The 19,319-nt window shown below is 72.5% G+C and carries 17 protein-coding genes, 1 pseudogene and 1 riboswitch; of the genes and pseudogenes, 12 read left to right on the forward strand and 6 right to left on the reverse strand.

Translation table 11 applies throughout. The features are described 5' to 3' along the window. Positions 1–56 precede the first annotated feature (56 nt). The 11 genes and pseudogenes from ABGA99_RS29240 to ABGA99_RS29290 all read left to right on the forward strand — a co-directional run bounded on the left by ABGA99_RS29240 (position 57) and on the right by ABGA99_RS29290 (position 12,131). Positions 57–1,193 carry a MazG family protein gene (locus tag ABGA99_RS29240; protein ID WP_347583791.1) on the forward strand — a complete coding sequence of 379 codons (1,137 nt, stop codon included), beginning with the start codon at positions 57–59 and terminating at the stop codon, positions 1,191–1,193. Position 1,194: 1 nt separating this feature from the next. Further along, positions 1,195–2,469 (forward strand): cytochrome P450, encoded by a 1,275-nt coding sequence (locus ABGA99_RS29245; RefSeq protein WP_347580564.1) that lies wholly within the window; start codon positions 1,195–1,197, stop codon positions 2,467–2,469. 98 nt (positions 2,470–2,567) lie between these two features. Next, the gene (locus tag ABGA99_RS29250; protein WP_347580563.1) at positions 2,568–3,614 is read left to right on the forward strand and encodes a transglycosylase family protein; all 1,047 of its coding nucleotides are present in this window, start codon (positions 2,568–2,570) and stop codon (positions 3,612–3,614) included. A 160-nt stretch (positions 3,615–3,774) separates the two neighbouring features. Then, a riboswitch (cyclic di-AMP (ydaO/yuaA leader) is annotated at positions 3,775–3,985 on the forward strand. 76 nt (positions 3,986–4,061) lie between these two features. Then, positions 4,062–4,736, forward strand: a complete 675-nt coding sequence (locus ABGA99_RS29255) for a transglycosylase family protein (protein WP_347580562.1) — start codon at positions 4,062–4,064, stop codon at positions 4,734–4,736. A gap of 316 nt (positions 4,737–5,052) precedes the next feature. Continuing rightward, positions 5,053–6,336: a phosphopyruvate hydratase gene (gene eno, locus ABGA99_RS29260; RefSeq protein WP_047016128.1), complete on the forward strand. Its 1,284-nt coding sequence runs from the start codon at positions 5,053–5,055 to the stop codon at positions 6,334–6,336. A gap of 111 nt (positions 6,337–6,447) precedes the next feature. Beyond that, positions 6,448–6,915, forward strand: a complete 468-nt coding sequence (locus ABGA99_RS29265; protein WP_347580561.1) for a septum formation initiator family protein — start codon at positions 6,448–6,450, stop codon at positions 6,913–6,915. Between the two features lie 89 nt (positions 6,916–7,004). Further along, complete coding sequence (locus tag ABGA99_RS29270; protein ID WP_347580560.1) at positions 7,005–7,541, forward strand: DUF501 domain-containing protein; 537 nt, start codon at positions 7,005–7,007, stop codon at positions 7,539–7,541. Further along, positions 7,538–8,476, forward strand: a complete 939-nt coding sequence (locus tag ABGA99_RS29275; protein ID WP_347580559.1) for a Ppx/GppA phosphatase family protein — start codon at positions 7,538–7,540, stop codon at positions 8,474–8,476. Before ABGA99_RS29270 ends, ABGA99_RS29275 begins: the two co-directional genes overlap by 4 nt. A gap of 17 nt (positions 8,477–8,493) precedes the next feature. Beyond that, positions 8,494–8,877, forward strand: a pseudogene (locus tag ABGA99_RS29280) (YdcF family protein); the annotation flags it as partial. Positions 8,878–9,175: 298 nt separating this feature from the next. Beyond that, positions 9,176–10,657, forward strand: coding sequence for an NAD(P)/FAD-dependent oxidoreductase (locus ABGA99_RS29285; protein ID WP_347580558.1), 1,482 nt, complete (start codon positions 9,176–9,178; stop codon positions 10,655–10,657). Positions 10,658–10,844: 187 nt separating this feature from the next. After that, entirely contained in the window at positions 10,845–12,131 is a 1,287-nt protein-coding gene (locus ABGA99_RS29290) for a cyclopropane-fatty-acyl-phospholipid synthase family protein (RefSeq protein ID WP_347580557.1), read from the forward strand. Positions 12,132–12,404: 273 nt separating this feature from the next. On the opposite strand, the gene ABGA99_RS29295 is transcribed toward ABGA99_RS29290, so the two are convergent. The 5 genes from ABGA99_RS29295 to ABGA99_RS29315 form a co-directional block, all read right to left on the reverse strand. After that, on the reverse strand, positions 12,405–13,073 hold the full coding sequence (locus tag ABGA99_RS29295) for a hypothetical protein (RefSeq protein ID WP_347583792.1): 669 nt from the start codon (positions 13,071–13,073) through the stop codon (positions 12,405–12,407). Continuing rightward, complete coding sequence (locus tag ABGA99_RS29300; protein WP_347583793.1) at positions 13,066–13,743, reverse strand: hypothetical protein; 678 nt, start codon at positions 13,741–13,743, stop codon at positions 13,066–13,068. Before ABGA99_RS29300 ends, ABGA99_RS29295 begins: the two co-directional genes overlap by 8 nt. A gap of 36 nt (positions 13,744–13,779) precedes the next feature. Then, positions 13,780–15,177, reverse strand: a complete 1,398-nt coding sequence (locus ABGA99_RS29305; RefSeq protein ID WP_347583794.1) for a putative T7SS-secreted protein — start codon at positions 15,175–15,177, stop codon at positions 13,780–13,782. Beyond that, positions 15,174–15,482: a hypothetical protein gene (locus tag ABGA99_RS29310; RefSeq protein WP_347583795.1), complete on the reverse strand. Its 309-nt coding sequence runs from the start codon at positions 15,480–15,482 to the stop codon at positions 15,174–15,176. Before ABGA99_RS29310 ends, ABGA99_RS29305 begins: the two co-directional genes overlap by 4 nt. A 93-nt stretch (positions 15,483–15,575) precedes the next feature. Further along, positions 15,576–16,964 (reverse strand): cystathionine beta-synthase, encoded by a 1,389-nt coding sequence (locus ABGA99_RS29315; RefSeq protein ID WP_347580552.1) that lies wholly within the window; start codon positions 16,962–16,964, stop codon positions 15,576–15,578. A 309-nt stretch (positions 16,965–17,273) separates the two neighbouring features. Between ABGA99_RS29315 and ABGA99_RS29320 the strand changes: the two genes are divergently transcribed. Next, complete coding sequence (locus ABGA99_RS29320; RefSeq protein WP_347580551.1) at positions 17,274–18,308, forward strand: SGNH/GDSL hydrolase family protein; 1,035 nt, start codon at positions 17,274–17,276, stop codon at positions 18,306–18,308. 148 nt (positions 18,309–18,456) lie between these two features. Here the strand turns inward: ABGA99_RS29320 and ABGA99_RS29325 are convergent, their stop codons facing one another. Beyond that, a complete protein-coding gene (locus ABGA99_RS29325; protein WP_347580550.1) occupies positions 18,457–19,293 on the reverse strand; it encodes a MurR/RpiR family transcriptional regulator in 837 nt (278 codons plus the stop codon). Positions 19,294–19,319 lie beyond the last annotated feature (26 nt).

Below are 19,319 nucleotides of genomic sequence, written 5' to 3' on the forward strand. Positions count from 1 at the left end.
GGCCCCGGGCGGCGGCCGGTGCCGGGCTGTCGGCGGCGTCGGCTACGGTCGGGGACGTGACCGGCCGAATCATCCTGCTGACCACCACCCACCGCATCGCCCCGGGGCTGCTGTCCTGGCCCGCGTGGGAGGCGCTGCGCGGCGCCGACCGCGTGCTGTGCGCCGACGCCGCACATCCGCAGGTGCCGTATCTGCGCGAGGCGGGCGTCGCGGTGGAGACCGCCGAGCCCGACGCCCGCGAGCTGGTCGACGCCTGCGCCGGGGGCGCCACCGTCGTCGTGGTCGCCGCGGCGGACGGCGAGCCCCGGCTGACGGACGGCCTGGCGCGGCTGGCGGGCTCGGGGCGGGTGGAGATGCCGTCGCTGGAGCTGCTGCCCGGGTCGTACGACGTGCCGGGCGCCCGGCTGGTCGACGTGGTGCAGGTGATGGACCGGATCCGGCGCGAGTGCCCCTGGAGCAGCGGGCAGACCAGCCCGGGACTGGCGGCGCACAGCCTGGAAGAGGTCTACGAGCTGGTCGAGGAGATCGAGGCGGGGGACCTGGAGGCCGTCCGCGAGGAGCTGGGGGACGTGCTGCTCCAGGTCGTCTTCCACGCCAGGATCGCGGAGGAGGACCCCGAGGAGCCCTTCTCCATCGACGACGTGGCGGGCACCCTCGTGGAGAAGCTGGTCCGCCGCCATCCGCACGTCTTCGGCGACGCGGTCGCCGAGACCCCCGCGGACGTGAAGGCGCACTGGCTGCGCGAGAAGGCCATAGAGAAGCGGCGTACGTCGGTCACGGAAGGCGTCCCGCTGGCCCAGCCGGCGCTGTCGCTGGTGGCGAAGCTGGCGGGCCGCGCCCGCACGGCAGGCCTGACGGTGCAGGTGCCCGGCGGGCGCCCGGCGGACGGCGGCGGGACACAGGCCGGGAGCCGGAACGGGGCTCCGGCCGCAGCCGGGAACGGCGCGCGTAAGGACGAGGCTTCCGCCGTACGGGAAGGCCGCGGCGCGGCTGCGCCGGCGGACGATCCCGTGGACGGCTTCGGCGCCGAACTGCTCGCGCTGGCGCTGCGGGCCGAGGCGCAGGGCGTCGAGCCGGAGAGGGCGCTGCGGGCCGCGGCGCGTACGTACCGCGAGGCGATCCTCACGGCCGAGAAGGCCGGCTCCAGGTCCGAAGGGCCGTCCGCCTCCACCGGGTCCCCCGGCGCCCGCTGAGATGGCCGGTCCGCCCGCGGGCGGCGGGCCCGAGCCCGCGCTCTTCAGCTGGGAGTTCGCCACCGACCCCTATCCCGCGTACGCCTGGCTGCGCACCCACGCGCCCGTCCACCGCACCACCGTGCCCAGCGGCGTCGACGCCTGGCTCGTCACCCGCTACGCCGACGCCCGGCAGGCCCTCGCCGACCCCCGGCTGTCCAAGAACCCCGCGCACCACCACAGCGACAAGACCGGCATCCCCGGTGAGCGCAGCGCGGGCCTCATGACCCACCTGCTCAACATCGACCCGCCCGACCACACCCGGCTGCGCCGGCTGGTCTCCCAGGCGTTCACGCCCCGCCGCGTCGCCGCCTTCGCGCCCCGCGTGCAGGAGCTGACCGACCGCCTCATCGACGGCTTCGCGGACCGCGGCGAGGCCGACCTCATCCACGAGTTCGCCTTCCCGCTGCCGATCTACGCCATCTGCGACCTCCTCGGCGTCCCGGCCGAGGACCAGGACGACTTCCGCGACTGGGCCGGCGTGATGCTGCATTCCTCCGGGGGACGCCCCCCGGACCCCCGTAACCACGGCAAGGGCCCGCGAGGCGGCGTCGCCCGCGCGGTGAAGAAGATGCGGGCCTACCTCGCCGAGCTGATCCACCGCAAGCGCGCGGCGCTCGGCGGGGGCGACGCCGCGGACGACGACCTGATCTCCGGCCTCATCCGCGCCTCCGACGAGGGCGAGAAGCTGACGGAGAACGAGGCCGCCGCCATGGCGTTCATCCTGCTGTTCGCGGGCTTCGAGACCACCGTCAACCTGATCGGCAACGGCACGTACGCCCTCCTCACCCACCCCGTCGAGCGTGCCCGGCTGGCCGCGGATCCCGCGCTGCTGCCCTCCGCGGTGGAGGAACTGCTGCGCTACGACGGCCCGGTGGAGATGGCGACGTGGCGGTTCGCCACCGAGCCGCTGGAGATCGGCGGGCAGCGCGTCGCCGTGGGCGATCCGGTACTCGTCGTGCTGGCCGCCGCCGACCGCGACCCGGCACGCTTCGCCGACCCCGACAGCCTGGATCTGTCGCGGCGTGACAATCAGCACGTGGGCTACGGCCACGGCATCCACTACTGCCTCGGCGCCCCCCTCGCCCGTCTGGAGGCGCAGACCGCCCTGGGTACCCTGCTGCGCCGCCTTCCCGACCTGCGGCTGGCGGGCGAGACGTCCGAATTGCGGTGGCGCGGCGGGCTCATCATGCGCGGCCTTCGGACGCTGCCGGTGCACTTCGGCCGTTCTCTGTGATCTGCGCGTGACTATCAGGCGATCAACTTGTGATCGGAGGTAGTTCGGTATTAAGTTCGGCCACTGGCTCGAACACACAGGGAACGAAAGGCACTCGCATGCGCTCGGGTAACGGACGCCACCGACGTCCCCGCCAGGCCCCCGCGTTCGTCGTCGCGGCCGGGGCGACCGGGGCGGGTCTCGCCCTGCCGCTGCTGGGCGCGAGCGGCGCGAGCGCCGCCGACGCCGGCACGTGGGACCGGGTCGCCGAGTGCGAGAGCGGCGGGCTGTGGAGTGCCGACGAGGGCAACGGGTACTACGGCGGCCTGCAGTTGACGATGGACATGTGGCAGGAGTACGGGGGCGAGGAGTTCGCCTCGCAGCCCGACTTCGCCAGCCGCGCGCAGCAGATCACGGTCGCCGAGCGCATCCTCGCCGGCATGGGTGCCGACAAGGCGTGGCCGGAGTGCGCCCAGGACGCCGGGCTGCACGGCGACGACGGGGTGCCGGAGGTCGACCCCGGCGCCGAGCTGCCGCTGCTGCCCACGGCGCCGCCGACCCCCGCCCCCGCCCCGGACGACGACTCCCACGGCCGGGACGAGGACCGGCGTACGGACCGCGAGGACGGGGACGACCGCGGGGACGACGGCGACCGCGACGCCCGGAAGTCCACCGAGGGCGGCAAGCACCGCGGCGGCCAGGACCCGGACGAGCGTGACCGCGGCTCCGGCGAGTCGACCGGCCGTGACGACGGCGCCCCCTCCGCCGAGGGCTCCGGCCGGCACCGCGCCCCGGACGCCTCCGCGACCCCCACCCCGTCCGAAGCCCCGTCCTCGCCCGGCGCCCCCGAGGGCCCGCGCGAGGCCGTCGAGACCCCCGGCGCCTCCCAGTCGCCCAACGCGAACGAGCTGCCGGAACCCGGCCGCGAGTGGATCGCGGAGATCCCCGGCGACACGGAGAAGCGCGGCGAGGACCGCCAGGGCGGCGACGCCGCGGCGGGCGACGGCAGTTATACCGTCCGACCGGGTGACACCCTCTCGGAAATTGCCAGAGAGCATTCGCTGTCGGGCGGATGGTCCGAATTGTACGACGGGAACAAGAACTCCCTGGGTAAGGACCCCGACACCATCAAGCCTGGTCAGGAACTCGAATTGCGCGGGAACTGAACAGCGGGCGGGTAAAGTCGGCGCGGATTAGTCATATTTGACGTAATCGGCTGACCGGGCTACCTGACGGACGTAAACCGGGCGTGGCGCTTTCCGAGGTCTTTGAATCGCACACGCCTATGTGCTTACCGTCACATCGCTCGCCAACGCGAGTCCCGGTGATCGCCTCACGCCGAATCCTGTCGGCGTTCACCCGGGTCACCTGTGCATGAAGCACCGCTGACAGGAGCGGGGGACCCACGGTAAGTGCCGCTCCGGTCCAACGAGAAGGCGGACCGGCGGCTTGGGGTCAAGCCGCACGTATGACGTACGGCCGGGCACTCACAGCCCGCACCCGACAGCTCACCTCGCAGGCGTCGGTGAGAAAAGAGCATCATGCTTCTTCCTGCCGGAACGGGTAAGCACCGCCGTCCCGCCGCACAGGCACGCCTGGGCACGCACTCCCGCATGGCCGTCCTCGTGGGCGCCACCGGAACCGCGTTCGGGCTGCCGGTGCTCGGCGCCCAGAACGCGGTCGCGGCGCCGATCGATACGTGGGAACGGGTGGCCGCCTGTGAGTCCGGAGGAGATTGGGCGACGAATACGGGGAACGGCTATTTCGGCGGCGTCCAGTTCTCCCAGACGAGCTGGGCCGCCGCCGGCGGCCGCAGCTACGCCCCGCGCGCCGACCTGGCGACGAAGCAGCAGCAGATCGCCGTCGCGGAGCGGCTGCTGTCCATGCAGGGCCCGGGGGCGTGGCCCAACTGCGGGCCACGCGCGGGCCTGGCCGCGGGCAGTCCGGCCGCCGGGCAGATCGTCCCGCCGGCGCCCCAGGACGCCCCGCAGCAGCAACAGCAGAGCCAGCCGCAGACCCAGTCGCAGCCGGCCCCGCAGGCGCAGGAGCAGGCGCCGCAGGAGGCTCCGCAGGGCACCGAGGCCCGCGGCGCCGGCGAGCAGACGCAGCCGGAGTCCCGCACGGTCTTCCGCGGCTTCTACTACGAGGTCCGCGAGGGCGACAGCCTCGACGACATCGCCCGGCGGCACGGCGCGGAGAGCTGGCAGCAGTTGTACGAGGACAACAAATCGGTCGTCGGCGAGGACCCGGACCTGATCCGGCCCGGCCAGAAGCTGAAGGTGGGCTAGTCCGGCGCGCGGGCGGGCCGCACCGGGCCGCGAACCGGCCGGCCCGCCCGCGCCGTGTGCACCGCCGCCTCCCCTGCCGCCCGGCACGCCACGGCGGTACGGCGCGGCCGTCCCGGCCCGTCCGGTGCGCGGGCCGGGACGACCACGCCGTACGACGTCGGCTCCCGGGCCGCCGCCCTGCCCCCGGGCCGCCGCCCTGCCCCCGGGCCCGAACCGTCTCGTACCGCGGAATGCGGCCGGGTACGCGCCGGGGCCGTCACCCGGGGCGGCTAGGCTCAGGGCGGAACCCGTAGCGAATCCCTCCGAAGGAGACACCGTGCCGTCCATCGACGTCGTCGTAGCCCGAGAGATTCTCGACTCCCGCGGCAACCCCACGGTCGAGGTCGAGGTCGGCCTCGACGACGGCAGCACCGGCCGTGCTGCCGTTCCGTCCGGCGCCTCCACCGGCGCCTTCGAGGCCCTGGAGCTGCGCGACGGGGACAAGGCCCGCTACGGCGGGAAGGGCGTCGAGAAGGCCGTGCTCGCCGTCATCGAGCAGATCGGCCCCGAGCTCGTCGGCTACGACGCGACCGAGCAGCGCCTCATCGACCAGGCGATGTTCGACCTCGACGCCACCCCCGACAAGTCCTCCCTCGGCGCCAACGCCATCCTCGGCGTCTCCCTCGCCGTCGCGCACGCCGCCTCCGAGGCGTCCGACCTGCCGCTGTTCCGCTACCTCGGCGGCCCCAACGCGCACGTGCTGCCCGTGCCGATGATGAACATCCTCAACGGCGGCAGCCACGCGGACTCCAACGTCGACATCCAGGAGTTCATGATCGCGCCGATCGGCGCCGAGTCGTTCTCCGAGGCCGTGCGCTGCGGCGCGGAGATCTACCACCAGCTCAAGGCCGTCCTCAAGGAGCGCGGCCTGTCCACGGGCCTCGGCGACGAGGGCGGCTTCGCGCCGAACCTCGACTCCAACCGGGACGCGCTGGACCTCATCATCGAGGCGATCCAGAAGGCCGGCTACACCGCGGGCCAGGACGTCGCCCTCGCGCTCGACGTCGCCGCCTCGGAGTTCTACAAGGACGGCGTGTACGTCTTCGAGGGCAAGGGCCGTTCCGCCGCCGAGATGACGGAGTACTACGAGCAGCTCGTCGCGGACTACCCGCTGGTGTCCATCGAGGACCCGCTGTTCGAGGACGACTGGGCCGGCTGGCACGTGCTGACCGAGCGGCTCGGCGACAAGGTCCAGATCGTCGGCGACGACCTCTTCGTCACCAACCCCGAGCGGCTGCAGCGCGGCATCGACGAGGGCTCGGCCAACGCACTGCTGGTCAAGGTCAACCAGATCGGCTCGCTCACCGAGACCCTGGACGCCGTCGAGCTGGCCCAGCGCAACGGCTTCAAGTGCATGATGTCCCACCGCTCCGGCGAGACCGAGGACGTCACCATCGCCGACCTGGCCGTCGCCACGAACTGCGGCCAGATCAAGACCGGCGCCCCCGCCCGCTCCGAGCGGGTCGCCAAGTACAACCAGCTCCTGCGCATCGAGGAGATCCTCGACGACGCCGCCGAGTACGCCGGCCGCAGCGCCTTCCCCCGCTACAAGAACGGCTGAACGGACCGACCCCGTACGACATCGGCGTCGGACGCATCCGGCCCCGGCCGCACCGCGTAAGGTGCGACCGGGGCCGACCACCGCTTGCCGCCCGGGGAGGAGGCGACGCACATGGCCAGGGATCGCTTCTCCACCACCACCCGGCTCAAGCTGCTCGGCGAGCAGGCCGTCAGCCGGGTCTCGGAGCGCGTCTACCGCGCGCGCCCCGCGCGGCGCAGCCGGCTGACGGGGCGGGCCGCGGTGCTCGCGCTCGTCGTCTGCTCGCTGGTGGTGGCGCTGGCGTACCCGCTGCGCCAGTACATCGCGCAGCGCGCCGAGATCGCTGAGCTGGAGCGGGAGAAGGCGCAGGCCGAGCAGCGGGTGGAGGACCTGCGGGACGAGAAGTCCCGCTGGAACGACCCGGAGTACGTGCGCCGGCAGGCCCGCGAGCACCTGCACTACGTCCTGCCCGGCGAGACCGGCTACCTGATGCGCGACGGCACCGGCTCCGCCCGCTCCGGCGAGGCGGGGGAGACGGTGGACAGGCCCTGGTACGAGAACCTGTGGGACGGCCTGGACGCGGCGGACGGCCGTCGCTGAGGCGCGTCACGTACGCGAACGCCGCCCGCCGCGGCACGCCGGCCGCACGCCGGATGCCGGACGCCGACCGCCCGGCTGAACGAGGAGAGATGGACAAGCCCCCGCCGCCCACCGAGCACACCCCCGCCACCCCGGCCGATGCCGCCGCCGTGGCCGCGCAGTTGGGCCGCGCCCCGCGCGGCCTGCGCGCCGTGGCGCACCGCTGCCCGTGCGGCAACCCGGACGTCGTGGAGACGTCCCCGCGGCTGCCCGACGGCACGCCGTTCCCGACGCTGTACTACCTGACGTGCCCGCGCGCGAACTCCGCGATCGGCACGCTGGAGGCGGACGGCGTGATGAAGGAGATGACGGCCCGGCTGGCGACGGACCCGGAGCTGGCGGCGGCCTACCGCGCGGCCCACGAGGACTACCTCGCCCGCCGCGACACGATCGCCGAGCTGTCCGGCTTCCCGAGCGCGGGCGGGATGCCGGACCGGGTGAAGTGCCTGCACGTGCTGGTCGCGCACGCGCTGGCGGCCGGGCCCGGGGTGAACCCGCTGGGGGACGAGGCGCTGGCGATGCTGCCGGAGTGGTGGGCCAAGGGCCCGTGCGTGACGCCAGAGGAATCCGGGGAGGATGGGGCATGACCCGAGTGGCTGCCGTGGACTGCGGTACGAATTCGATCCGCCTGCTGGTCGCGGACGTCGACCCTGATTCTGGCGAACTGAAGGACCTGGACCGCCGGATGGAGATCGTCCGGCTCGGCCAGGGCGTGGACCGTACGGGCCGGCTGGCGCCCGAGGCGCTGGAGCGCACCTTCGCGGCCTGCCGCCGGTACGCGGAGGTCATCGAGCGGCTGGGCGCGGTGCGTACCCGCTTCGTCGCCACCTCCGCCTCCCGCGACGCGGAGAACCGCGCGGACTTCGCCCGCGGCGTGGAGGAGATCCTCGGCGTCCGCCCGGAGGTCATCACCGGCGACGAGGAGGCCGCGCTGGCCTTCACCGGCGCCACGAAGGAGCTGTCGGGCCGGGTGCCGGGGCCGTACCTGGTGGTCGACATCGGCGGCGGCTCGACGGAGTTCGTCGCCGGCACCGACGACGTGGCGGCGGCCCGCTCGGTCGACATCGGCTGCGTCCGCCTCACCGAACGCCACCACTTCGCCGACCCCCCGACGCCGGAGCAGATCGCGGCGGCGAAGGCGGACGTCGCCGCGGCCCTGGACACGGCGGAAGCCGCGGTCCCGCTCCGCGACACCGCCACGCTGGTCGGCCTGGCCGGCTCGGTCACCACGGTCGCGGGCATCGCGATGGACCTCCCCGCCTACGACACGATGGCCCTGCACCACGCCCGCGTCCCGGTGGCCCGGATCCGCGAGATCACCGACTTCCTGCTCCGGGCGACCCACGAGGAGCGAGCCGCGATCCCGGTCATGCACCCGGGCCGCGTCGACGTGATCGCCGCGGGGGCGCTGGTCCTGCTGTCGGTCATGGAACGCACGGGCGCCCCCGACGTGATCGTCAGCGAGCACGACATCCTGGACGGCATCGCGTACCGGTGCGCCTCAGCCGATCAAGGCCGCTGACCTGCCGTAACGCGCATCCCCGGGCCCGGAACACGGGGGAGAACATCCGCTTCTCCCGTGCGCTGCTCGAAAAGCAAGGCGTCCCTGTGTCGTCCGTCCTGCTGATCAGCAAGCCGTACGAGGAACGACGGGCCTACGGGACCGCACGCAAGCTGTGGCCCGAAGTCGAGTGGGTCAGCGCCTCCACCCCCATGACCCTGACCGGATACGTCGACTCCCTCGGAGACGCGCGCCTGGTGCTCGACATGCTGGCCGGGGCGCAGCAGCGGCTCATGATCTACCCGCAGCAGGGGTTCATGATCGAACAGTGCATCCCCGACGACGTGGCCGCGGCCTGCGAGCGCCTGCGCGATGCCGGTTTCACGGGCCGACTCGTGCCGGACAGCCCGGAGGGGACGTGACGGAGCCGAGCGCGGAAAGAAGTTCGTGAAGTTATTCACATGCTTCCGGCGCGGATTTGGCCTTCTTGCTCGGATCCTGGACTCCGCGGCCCCGCGCGGCGTGTGACAGGCGCTTTGCGTCAGAGTGACATCTGTGCGTCGCGTCCCCGAAATGCCAGCTCAACGGCCTGTCAGCGAAAAAAGCCCCGGGAGTCGTGAGGAGCGCACAAGGTGCGGCGGCGAAGTGTAGCAGTAGAGGGGGTGGAGCTTGTGAACCCCCTCACGAGCACCCCTCCGGTGCCGGGGGGATACTCGAATCATGAGCACTACGGAGCGTCCCAGGATCCTCGTAGTAGGCGGCGGTTACGTCGGCCTTTACGCGGCGCGCCGCATCCTGAAGAAGATGCGGTACGGGGAGGCGTCGGTCACCGTCGTCGACCCGCGCTCGTACATGACGTACCAGCCCTTCCTCCCCGAGGCGGCCGCCGGCAGCATCTCCCCCCGGCACGTCGTGGTGCCGCTGCGCCAGGTCCTTCCCGGCGCCGAGGTGCTCACCGGCCGGGTCACCTCCATCGACCAGGACCGCAAGGTCGCGGTCGTCGCCCCCATCGTCGGCGGGCCGTACGAGGTGCCGTTCGACTACCTGATCGTCGCGCTCGGCGCCGTCTCCCGCACCTTCCCGATCCCCGGCCTCGCCGAGAACGGCATCGGCATGAAGGGCGTCGAGGAGGCCATCGGGCTCCGCAACCACGTGCTGGAGCAGCTCGACAAGGCGGAGTCCACCAACGACGCCGACACCCGGCGCAAGGCCCTCACCTTCGTCTTCGTCGGCGGCGGGTTCGCCGGTGCCGAGACGATAGGCGAGATCGAGGACCTGGCGCGTGACGCCGCCAAGTACTACCCCTCGATCAAGCGCGAGGACATGCGCTTCGTCCTCGTCGACGCCGCCGACAAGATCCTCCCGGAGGTCGGCCCGGCGCTCGGCAAGTGGGGGCTGAAGCACCTCCAGCAGCGCGGTATCGAGGTCTACCTCGACACCTCCCTGGAGTCGTGCGTCGACGGCCGCGTCGTGCTCAAGAACGGCCTGGAGGTCGACTCCCACACCATCGTCTGGACCGCCGGCGTCAAGCCGCACCCGGTGCTGAAGGAGTACGGGCTGCCGCTGGGCCCCAAGGGGCACGTCGACACCGCCGCCACCCTCCAGGTCCAGGGCACCGACTACATCTGGGCCGCCGGCGACAACGCCCAGATCCCCGACCTCGCCGCCCGCGCCGCCGGCGTCGAGAACGCCTGGTGCCCGCCGAACGCCCAGCACGCCCTGCGGCAGGCCAAGCTCCTCGGCGACAACGTCGTGGCGGAGCTGCGCGGCTTCCCGCAGCGCCAGTACCGGCACAAGAACAAGGGCGCCGTCGCCGGGCTCGGCCTGCACAAGGGCGTCGCGATGATCAACGTGTTCGGCCGGTCCCTGAAGTTCAAGGGCCGCCTCGCCTGGTACATGCACCGCGGCTACCACGGCCTCGCCGTACCCACCTGGAACCGCAAGATCCGCGTCTTCATGGACTGGACGCTCGGCGTCTTCCTCAAGCGCGAGGTGGTCTCGCTGGGTGCGATGGAATCGCCGCGGGACGAGTTCTACGAGGCCGCCGCGCCGGTCACCGCCGCCGCCCGGGCCCAGCACGACCAGGCCGTACGCGAAGGGGAGGCGACGCGGGAGAAGGAGCAGGCCCGCCGCGCCGCCGGCCTGCCGCCCGCCGAGGACAGCCGCGAGGAGCGCAGCCGCGAGGAGGCCCGCGCCTCCTGACCTCCGTGGTACCCGCCGGTCAGGCGCCCTCCCGGTCCGCCGGGCAGGGCGCCTGACTGCTCTTTTCGGCTGGTACCCGCGCCCCGGCGCGCAACGGGACTTCCCCGGGTGGGTCTTGGTGTTTACGTGTAGTCCAGCAACGGCGGACACCCACGTCGACCACCTGCCCATCTCACGGAGGTGCGCCATGCCCCACGGAGCCGCGCCCCGGCTCGCCGCCCTCGCGGAGGAGCTGCTCGAAGGCCCGCTGCCGATCCGTATCCGCGCCTGGGACGGCTCGGAAGCCGGTCCCGAGGGCGCGCCCGTCCTCGTCGTACGCCACCGCAGAGCCCTGCGCCGCATCCTGTGGCGGCCCGGCGAACTCGGGCTCGCCCGCGCCTGGGTCGCCGGCGAACTCGACGTCGAAGGCGACCTGTACACCGCCCTCGACCGCCTCGCGGGCCTGCTCTGGGAGCGCGGCCCCGACGCCCCCCGCCCCCGCCCGGCCCGCCTCGCCGCCGCCGCCCGCGGCGCCCTCGCCCTCTCCCGGCCGCTGCCCCCGCCCCCGCCGCCGCCCGAGGAGGTGCGCCGGCACAGGGGCCGCGGCGCCCTGCACACCCTGCGCCGCGACAGGGCCGCCGTCAGCCACCACTACGACGTCGGCAACGACTTCTACTCCCTCGTCCTCGGCCCGTCCATGGTCTACTCCTGCGCCTACTGGCACGAGGACGGCACCCTGGAGGCCGCCCAGGCCGCCAAGCTCGACCTCGTCTGCCGCAAGCTCGGCCTCCAGGAAGGCGACCGGCTGCTCGACGTCGGCTGCGGCTGGGGCTCGATGGTGCTGCATGCGGCGCGCGAGTACGGCGTGCGCGCCGTCGGCATCACGCTCTCCGGCGAGCAGGCCGCGTACGCCCGCAAGCGGGTGGCCGAGGCCGGACTCGGCGACCGTATCGAGATCCGGGTACAGGACTACCGCGAGACGGCGGACGGCCCGTACGACGCGATCTCCTCCATCGGCATGGCCGAGCACGTCGGCTCCCAGCGCTACGGCGAATACGCCCGCGGCCTCCACCGGCTGCTGCGCCCCGGCGGCCGGCTGCTCAACCACCAGATCGCCCGCCGCCCGCTGGCGGACGAAGAGGACTACACCATCGACGAGTTCATCGACGCCTACGTCTTCCCCGACGGCGAGCTGTTGCCCCTCAGCACGACGGTGGACCAGTTGGAGCGCGCGGGCTTCGAGGTGCGCGACACCCAGGCGCTGCGCGAGCACTACGCGCTGACGCTGCGCCGCTGGGTGGCGAACCTGGAGGCCCGCTGGACGGAGGCCGTGGCCCTGACCTCGCCGGGGCGGGCGCGGGTGTGGCGGCTGTACATGGCGGCGTCGGCGCTGTCCTTCGAGCACAACCGGATCGGCGTGAACCAGGTGCTGGCGGTACGGACCCCGGCGTCGGGCGACTCCGGGGTGCCGCTGCGGCAGCCGCGGTGGCGGTGAGCGGCCTGACCGGGACCGAGTGCTTCCGCGCGCGAATCGGCGTGCGATTCCGCGTGTGATTCCGCAAACGGTACGAGGGTGTCACGCCGGCGCAGCACGGGGTTAACACGGGTCGGGCATCTTTGAGGACGTCGGCAAGGAACCTCCGGAGCGGCTCCCGGACCTCCTGGTCGCCGGACGCAGGGCACGGCCTGACCGGCCCGCGTCCCCCACGCGGGGACCGCCGTCGTCCCGCCCCTTGGTGCACGCACCGGGGGTGCGGCGGTCCCCGCGTCACACGTGTGTGCGCAGGTGTACCAGCGGGTCGTCGAAGCTGACGTGCGCGGCGACGTCGTGCAGCATCGCGCGGTAGTGGGTGCGGCGCTGCACGGTGGGGGTGGTGAGGGTGAGCACCACGAGCCGGCTGCCGTCGGGATGGGGCAGATAGGCGTGAATCTGCAGCAGCCGCTCGACGGCCAGCCCGAGATCCGGCGCGACGGTCCTCGCCACCTCGCCGAGTGCGGCGGGGCCGCAGGGGAGGTCGAGGACCTCGATACGGTCGTGGCCTTCGGCGACGGCGCGGGCGGCGGTGAGGTGCCGGGGAGCGCGACTGATCTCCTGCCACCGGAAGGTGAAGAACGAGGTGAGCAGACGCCCGTCGCCGTCGTCGTCGCGATGGAGCCCCAGCGAACAGTGCACGACGCCTTCTTCGCGTAAGGCGAGCATCATCCGCTGAGCGCCGGCTAACTGCCCGATCACCTGCTGCCGACCGACCCCGTCGGGAACCCCGGCAAGAATGTCATCGACCACTTCCCGCAGCCGCGAGCCGTCGGTGCTGTCGGACGAAGCGGTGAGAGCGCCGAGCGGCAGGGTGGTGAATCCGGCGGGCAGCGCGAACCAGGCTTCACGGTCGGGGGCGGTCGCGGAGTCATTGAGGATGTACGTGGGCTGGTCTTCAGTCACGTGGGCCTCGCCAACCTACGGCTTGCCGGGCACGGGCAAGATCTTCAGGGGCGGCTTGCCATGGATTGACATCGATCGGTGCCTCCCTCTTGCTGGCGCCGATCTGGACGAGCAGGTGCAGGCGCCTCGGTACAGGGGCGGCCTTATCGCTTCCAGGCTTGGTCGCGGCGATGACGCCGAAGAAGCGCGGATCGCCGGCGAACCAGATCGGCGACAACTGTGCCTTCAGCTCAGGCTTGGCGCGTGGTGCCATACGCCTGTCCCAGAATCCGGTGCGGTAATGCAGATGAAGGAACATCAGTATGTGTTCCCCCGTCCGTTCGGGATGGGGGAACTCGAACCAGGGTTTCGTGGACGATGCCTCTGGGTGGGCGGAGAGGCTGTATGGGGTTTCGTCGAGCCGCCATGGATAGGCTCGAAGGAGAGTTCGAATGCGGAAGTCGAAGGAGATGACAAGGGGCTGAATGCAGGCGCGATACGCCCCGTAACAGATGGGAATAACGAAGACGGCGACGAACGCCGTGGGGAGGAACCCGACAAGCACGAACACGAGACACCATGGACTGAGGAACCACCCGATGAAGGCAAGGATGCTGATCGTTGTCTGCCGCGCCCAGGCTCGCCGGGTCGGCGGGTGCTCCCAGGCGGTGGGGTAGTCGGACGGGTACACGCGAGACCTCATTCGAGATTGCTGCCAGGGCAGGGGTCAGGGGAAAACGCGGGGGAGGAGGGCGATCAGATCTCCACTGCTGATTCCTACGATCTCCAGGCCGCCGATTGAAGTGCCTGAAATTCCGACTGCCTCGTTCTCCGTGAGCAGGCCGATTCCTCCCGAGAGTACGCCGCTGGAAGTTGCGGCGATCTGGATAGCATCCTTTGCCGAATCAGGAAGCCGTACTCCATGTACAATCCGAGTCAGCACGGGGTTGTCCAGTGCGGCGATTCCTTGCGCCTCCGTCAGGATGCGGTTGCCCACGGTGCTGAACTTCTGACCCAGTGTCAGAGTCTCGGCGCCTGCTTGAATGGCTCTCGTGCCGAGTTTGATCCCCTGTCCTGCCGCAGCTAGGCCAGGAATCGTGCCGAACACGTCGGCGCCGACGCTCACCACGTTGGAGAAGAATTCCGCGTCGAACTCACCCTTCGAGATGCCGTTCCAGATGGACGCCCGCACGGCCGGGTCGGACAACCTCATGGCCAGCGCGCCCGCGCTCAGGCCTGCTGCCACCAGCAGCAGGATCGCCGTTGCTGTGCCGCCCGTGACGATCGTCAGGGCGGCCAAGGCCACCACGCCTGCCGCGATGCTCAGGATGTCCGGGAGGTTTTCCGTGATCCAGGCTGCTGCCTTGGCGAAGAAGCCCGGTTCCTGGGGGGCCAGTTTGTCGGTGGCGTCGCGGATGTCGTTCGCGCGGGCCGCTGCCTCCGTTTCGTGTTCCCAAGCCAGGGTGCGCGCGCTCGCCAGGATCCGGTCGAGTGCGGCCTGGGCGTCGTCCACCGCCGCGTTGAGGCGGCGCAGCGTCGCCTCCGAGCCGGGGTCGTCCGGGGGTTTCCTGGCGCTCAGGTCCGGGCGGTCGCCGGTGCGGCCGGTGTGGTCGCTGGCGTCCTGTTTTGAGGCGCCGGCGCGGGACTCCGCCTCGTCCAGGGTGCGGCGCGCGTCGCGGGCGCGTTCGTCGAGTCTCCCCGCGCGGCGCTGGAAGTCGCCGAGTTCCGACTCCCAGCGGTCGAGCTGCTTGGCGGCTTTCCTGATGGAGTGCGCGGCGTTCTTGAGGTTGAGGGGAAGCGGGCCGTCCTCCAGCTGCTCCCGGAACGCGACGGCCGCGTCGCCCTTCCAATAGCTGCCGTCCATCAGCTTGGTGATCATGTCGCGGGTCTCGTCCAGTACCTTCGCGCACTTGATCAGTTTGGCCCGCAGGGCGTGGACGGTGTCCGTGCTGCCCGGGGCGGGGTTGAAGCCCAGGTGGGGGTAGCGGTCGGGGACCGTGCCCGGCTGGAGGCCCTGGGGCTGGTTGCCGCGCCACGCCTGCTCGGGCGGGACCAGCTCGGCGGGCTTGGTGCCCGGCCGCAGGGGCAGGGTGCCCTCTAAGCCCGACGCTCCGTCGTTCGTCATGTGCCGCCTCCCTGGGCAGCCTTCGTCAGGTTCTCCTCCAGGGCCTTGTCGACCTCTGCGTAGCTCTCCTTGCTGTCCCCGACGATCTCCGCCAGTTCCGCTACCTGCTCGCCGATCTGCCCCGTGCCGTACTTCCAGTCGTCCTGGAAGTCCTGGCACGCGTCATCGAGGTTGTCCGTGCCGAGTCCGCTGACGGTGGAGTCGCGCAGGGCCTTGTGGACCCCTTCGAGTGACTGCACCGAGCGCTTCAGCAGGCGCATGAAGCGCTCTAATTCGTCGCCGTCGACTGCGAGTCGGTCCGCCAATCTGTCCCTCCGCACGTGTCGTCACCGCGATACGCAGGCATCGTAGCGGTGCGTGGTGATACGTGTGCGAAGGGTGTGGACAACGTGGCGATTTCAGGCCTTGCCCGCGGCTTTCGCCAGGTACGCCAGCAGGTCCGTGCGGGACACGACGCCCGTCGGCTTGCCCTCCACCAGCACCACCGCCGCGTCCGCGCCCTCCAGGACCGCGACCAGGTCCGCCACCGGCTCGCCCGAGCCGACCTGCGGCAGCGGGGGGCACATGTGCTTCTCCAGGGGGTGGTCCAGTTCGGCCTTGCGGGTGAACAGGGCGTCCAGCAGTTCCCGTTCCACGATCGAGCCGACGACCTCCGCCGCCATCACGTCCGGGTGGCCCGCCCCGGGCTTGACGACCGGCATCTGCGAGACCCCGTACTCGCGCAGCACCTCGATCGCCTCGCCCACCGTCTCCTCCGGGTGCATGTGCACCAGCGACGGCATGCTGCCCTCCTTGTCGCGCAGCACGTCGGCGACGCTCGCGGCGCCGGCCTCCTCCAGGAAGCCGTAGTCCGCCATCCAGTCGTCGTTGAAGATCTTCGACAGGTAGCCGCGGCCGCTGTCCGGCAGCAGGACGACGACCACGCCGTTCTCGTCCAGCCGCTCCGCCACCCGCAGTGCCGCGACCACCGCCATCCCGCAGGAGCCGCCGACGAGCAGGCCCTCCTCGCGGGCCAGCCGGCGGGTCATGCGGAAGGAGTCCTTGTCGGAGACGGCGACGATCTCGTCGGCGACCCCGCGGTCGTACGCGTCCGGCCAGAAGTCCTCGCCGACGCCTTCGACCAGGTACGGGCGGCCCGAGCCGCCGGAGTACACCGAGCCCTCCGGGTCGGCGCCGACGATCTGCACGGCGCCGCCGGAGGCTTCCTTCAGGTACCGGCCGGTGCCGGAGATGGTGCCGCCGGTGCCGATGCCCGCGACGAAGTGGGTGATGCGGCCGTCGGTCTGCGTCCACAGCTCGGGGCCCGTGGAGTGGTAGTGGGACGCCGGGTTGTCCGGGTTGCTGTACTGGTCGGGCTTCCAGGCGCCGGGGGTCTCACGGACCAGGCGGTCGGAGACGTTGTAGTACGAGTCGGGGTGCTCGGGGTCGACGGCGGTCGGGCAGACGACGACCTCGGCGCCGTACGCCCGCAGCACGTTGATCTTGTCGGTCGACACCTTGTCCGGGCAGACGAAGATGCACTTGTAGCCCTTCTGCTGGGCCACCATCGCCAGCCCCACGCCGGTGTTCCCGGACGTCGGCTCGACGATCGTGCCGCCCGGCCGCAGCGCGCCCGACCGCTCGGCGGCCTCGATCATGCGCAGCGCGATGCGGTCCTTCACCGAGCCGCCGGGGTTGAAGTACTCCACCTTCGCCAGCACCGTCGCCCGGATGCCCTGGGTGACGCGGCCCAGCCTGACCAGGGGCGTGTTGCCCACCAGGTCGGTGATCGACTCGTGATACTGCACCGCTCACTCCAGGGTCCGTGGCTCTCGGGGCGAGCCCAGCGTACGGCTTTAGCCGCGGGTGATTGAGCCGGGCACAAGGCCGGGCAACAAAGTGTTAGCACGCGCGTAGACCGCGGCGGGAGGGGGGTGTCCGCGCGCCGCCGCGGACGGGAGGGGCAGACGGCGTAGGACAGAGAAGGGGAGGGGACGGACGGCGGACAGGGACAGGCACGGCGACGGTACGGACACGGTGGTACGGACCAGGCGGCAGCGGTGCGTACGGACACGGCGCGGCACGGCACCCGGGGGCCGGCGCGGAACGGAGAGGCGATGTCGATGACCAGGGCGAGGGCTGCGCGCCGGATCGCCGCGGCGGCGGCGTACGGCGGCGGGGGCATCGGCCTGCTCGGCGGGGCGACGCTCGGCGTGCTGGTCGCGGAGGTGCACCTGGCGCGGCGCCGGGTGGGCGGCAGCGACGAGGAGCCGCCGCGCGCCGACGGGCGGTACGGGGCGGCCTTCGGCCGCAGACGCGGCGCACGGCCGGTGCTGCTGGCCTTCCTCGGCGACTCCACCGCCGCGGGCCAGGGCGTCTACCGCCCCCGGCAGACGCCGGGGGCGCTGCTCGCCTCGGGGCTCGCGGCGGTCGCCGAGCGGCCGGTGGACCTGCGCAACGTGGCGCTCTCCGGGGCGCAGTCCGACGATCTGGACCGGCAGGTGACGCTGCTGCTGGACGAGGAGGGGCTGCGGCCCGACGTCGCGGTCATCATGGTCGGCGCCAACGACGTCACCCACCGGGTGCCCCCCGCGCTGTCGGTGCGCTGCCTGTCCGACGCCGTCGCCCGGCTGCGTGAGGCGGGTACGGAGGTCGTCGTCGGCACCTGCCCGGACCTCGGCACGATCGAGCCGGTGCAGCAGCCCCTGCGCTGGCTGGCCCGCCGGCTGAGCCGGCAGCTCGCCGCGGCGCAGACCATCGCCGTGCTCGACCGCGGCGGGCGCACGGTGTCGCTGGGCACGCTGCTGGGCCCGGAGTTCGCGGCCAACCCGCGCGAGCTGTTCGGCCCGGACAACTACCACCCCTCGGCGGAGGGCTACGCCACCGCCGCGATGGCCCTGCTGCCCACCCTCGCCGCCGCGCTGGGCATGTGGCCGGCGGAGGAGGAGCGTCCGGACGTCCGCCGCGACGAGGGCTACCTGCCGGTGGCCAAGGCCGCGGCCCGGGCCGCGGGCGAGAGCGGCACGGAGGTCGCCCCGGCGGGGCCGACCGGCGGCCGCGGGCCGTGGGCGCTGCTGAAGCACCGGCGCAGGCGGCGGGTGGCGGACCCGGAAACGGACGCGGAGCAGACGGCGGTGGGGGAGCTGGGGTAGGCCGCCGCGGACGTACGCCCGCGGGGACCGGGGCCGGGGGTACGGCGGCGCGGGCGGGTCGTGCGGTCCGTGGGGCATGCGCCTCGCGTACGGCACGGGCCGGGCGCCCCGCGCGTACGCTCCCGGTCCGCCGCGCTCCCCGTACGCCTCAGTCCAGGAACAGTCCCCGCTCCGCCGCCCGCGCGTCGAACTCCTCCAGCCGCGCCTGCGCCTCGGGCAGCGCGTCGCACATCGCCTCCAGCAGCACCCGCCCCAGCAGCATCGGCCCGCACGCCGTGTCGAACGACAGCCCCGTGCCCACCGCCGCCGGCAGCAGGACGTCGCTGTCCTGCGCGACCGGCGTGAACGAGCTGTCCGCCACCGTGACCACCGTCAGCCCCGTCGCCCGCGCCGTGCGCAGCGCGCCGGCCAGCTCCCGCGGGTGCCGCGGCAGCGCGAAGCACAGCAGCGCCGTGGCGCCGGCGCGGGCGGCGGCGTCGACGCGGTCGTCGAGCATCGAGCCGGCCTCGTCGAGCACCCGGATGTCGGGGTGGACCTTCGCCGCGAAGTACGCGAAGCCGCGCGCCTGCGCCGCGGCGGCGCGCAGCCCGAGCACCGGCAGCGGCCGGGAGGCGGCGAGCAGCCGGCCGGCGTCCTCGACGGAGGCGGGGTCGGCGAGCAGCGCGGAGAGGTTGCGCAGGTTCTCGATCTCGGCCTGGACGGCCTGCTGGTACTCGTTCCGGTCCGCCCGCCCCGCCGGCTCGCCGAGCCCCGCCTCGCGCAGCGCGCGGCGCAGCGCCGGGTAGCCGTCGAAGCCGAGGGCGACGGCGAAGCGGGTCACGGACGGCTGGCTCACCCCGGCAAGCTCGGCCAGTTCCACGCTGGACAGGAACGGCGCGTCGGCGGCCCTGCGCACCATGCAGTGCGCGATACGGCGCTGGGTCGGCGTCAGCCGGCGCCCCTCGAAGAGCTTCTGCAGCCGGGCGCCCGCGTCGGCGGAGACCATCCCACCTCCGGATCCGATGTCCTATT

It is taken from the genome of Streptomyces sp. B5E4 (assembly GCF_039871555.1).
GTDB lineage: Bacteria > Actinomycetota > Actinomycetes > Streptomycetales > Streptomycetaceae > Streptomyces.

Excerpts from the sequence above, each read along its gene's own strand:
- ABGA99_RS29245 (WP_347580564.1), top strand. The coding sequence starts at position 1,195 with ATGGCCGGTCCGCCCGCGGGCGGCGGGCCCGAGCCCGCGCTCTTCAGC.
- ABGA99_RS29250 (WP_347580563.1), top strand. The coding sequence starts at position 2,568 with ATGCGCTCGGGTAACGGACGCCACCGACGTCCCCGCCAGGCCCCCGCG.
- ABGA99_RS29255 (WP_347580562.1), top strand. The coding sequence starts at position 4,062 with ATGGCCGTCCTCGTGGGCGCCACCGGAACCGCGTTCGGGCTGCCGGTG.
- ABGA99_RS29265 (WP_347580561.1), top strand. The coding sequence starts at position 6,448 with ATGGCCAGGGATCGCTTCTCCACCACCACCCGGCTCAAGCTGCTCGGC.
- ABGA99_RS29270 (WP_347580560.1), top strand. The coding sequence starts at position 7,005 with ATGGACAAGCCCCCGCCGCCCACCGAGCACACCCCCGCCACCCCGGCC.
- ABGA99_RS29275 (WP_347580559.1), top strand. The coding sequence starts at position 7,538 with ATGACCCGAGTGGCTGCCGTGGACTGCGGTACGAATTCGATCCGCCTG.
- ABGA99_RS29285 (WP_347580558.1), top strand. The coding sequence starts at position 9,176 with ATGAGCACTACGGAGCGTCCCAGGATCCTCGTAGTAGGCGGCGGTTAC.
- ABGA99_RS29290 (WP_347580557.1), top strand. The coding sequence starts at position 10,845 with ATGCCCCACGGAGCCGCGCCCCGGCTCGCCGCCCTCGCGGAGGAGCTG.
- ABGA99_RS29305 (WP_347583794.1), bottom strand. The coding sequence starts at position 15,177 with ATGACGAACGACGGAGCGTCGGGCTTAGAGGGCACCCTGCCCCTGCGG.
- ABGA99_RS29320 (WP_347580551.1), top strand. The coding sequence starts at position 17,274 with ATGTCGATGACCAGGGCGAGGGCTGCGCGCCGGATCGCCGCGGCGGCG.
- ABGA99_RS29325 (WP_347580550.1), bottom strand. The coding sequence starts at position 19,293 with ATGGTCTCCGCCGACGCGGGCGCCCGGCTGCAGAAGCTCTTCGAGGGG.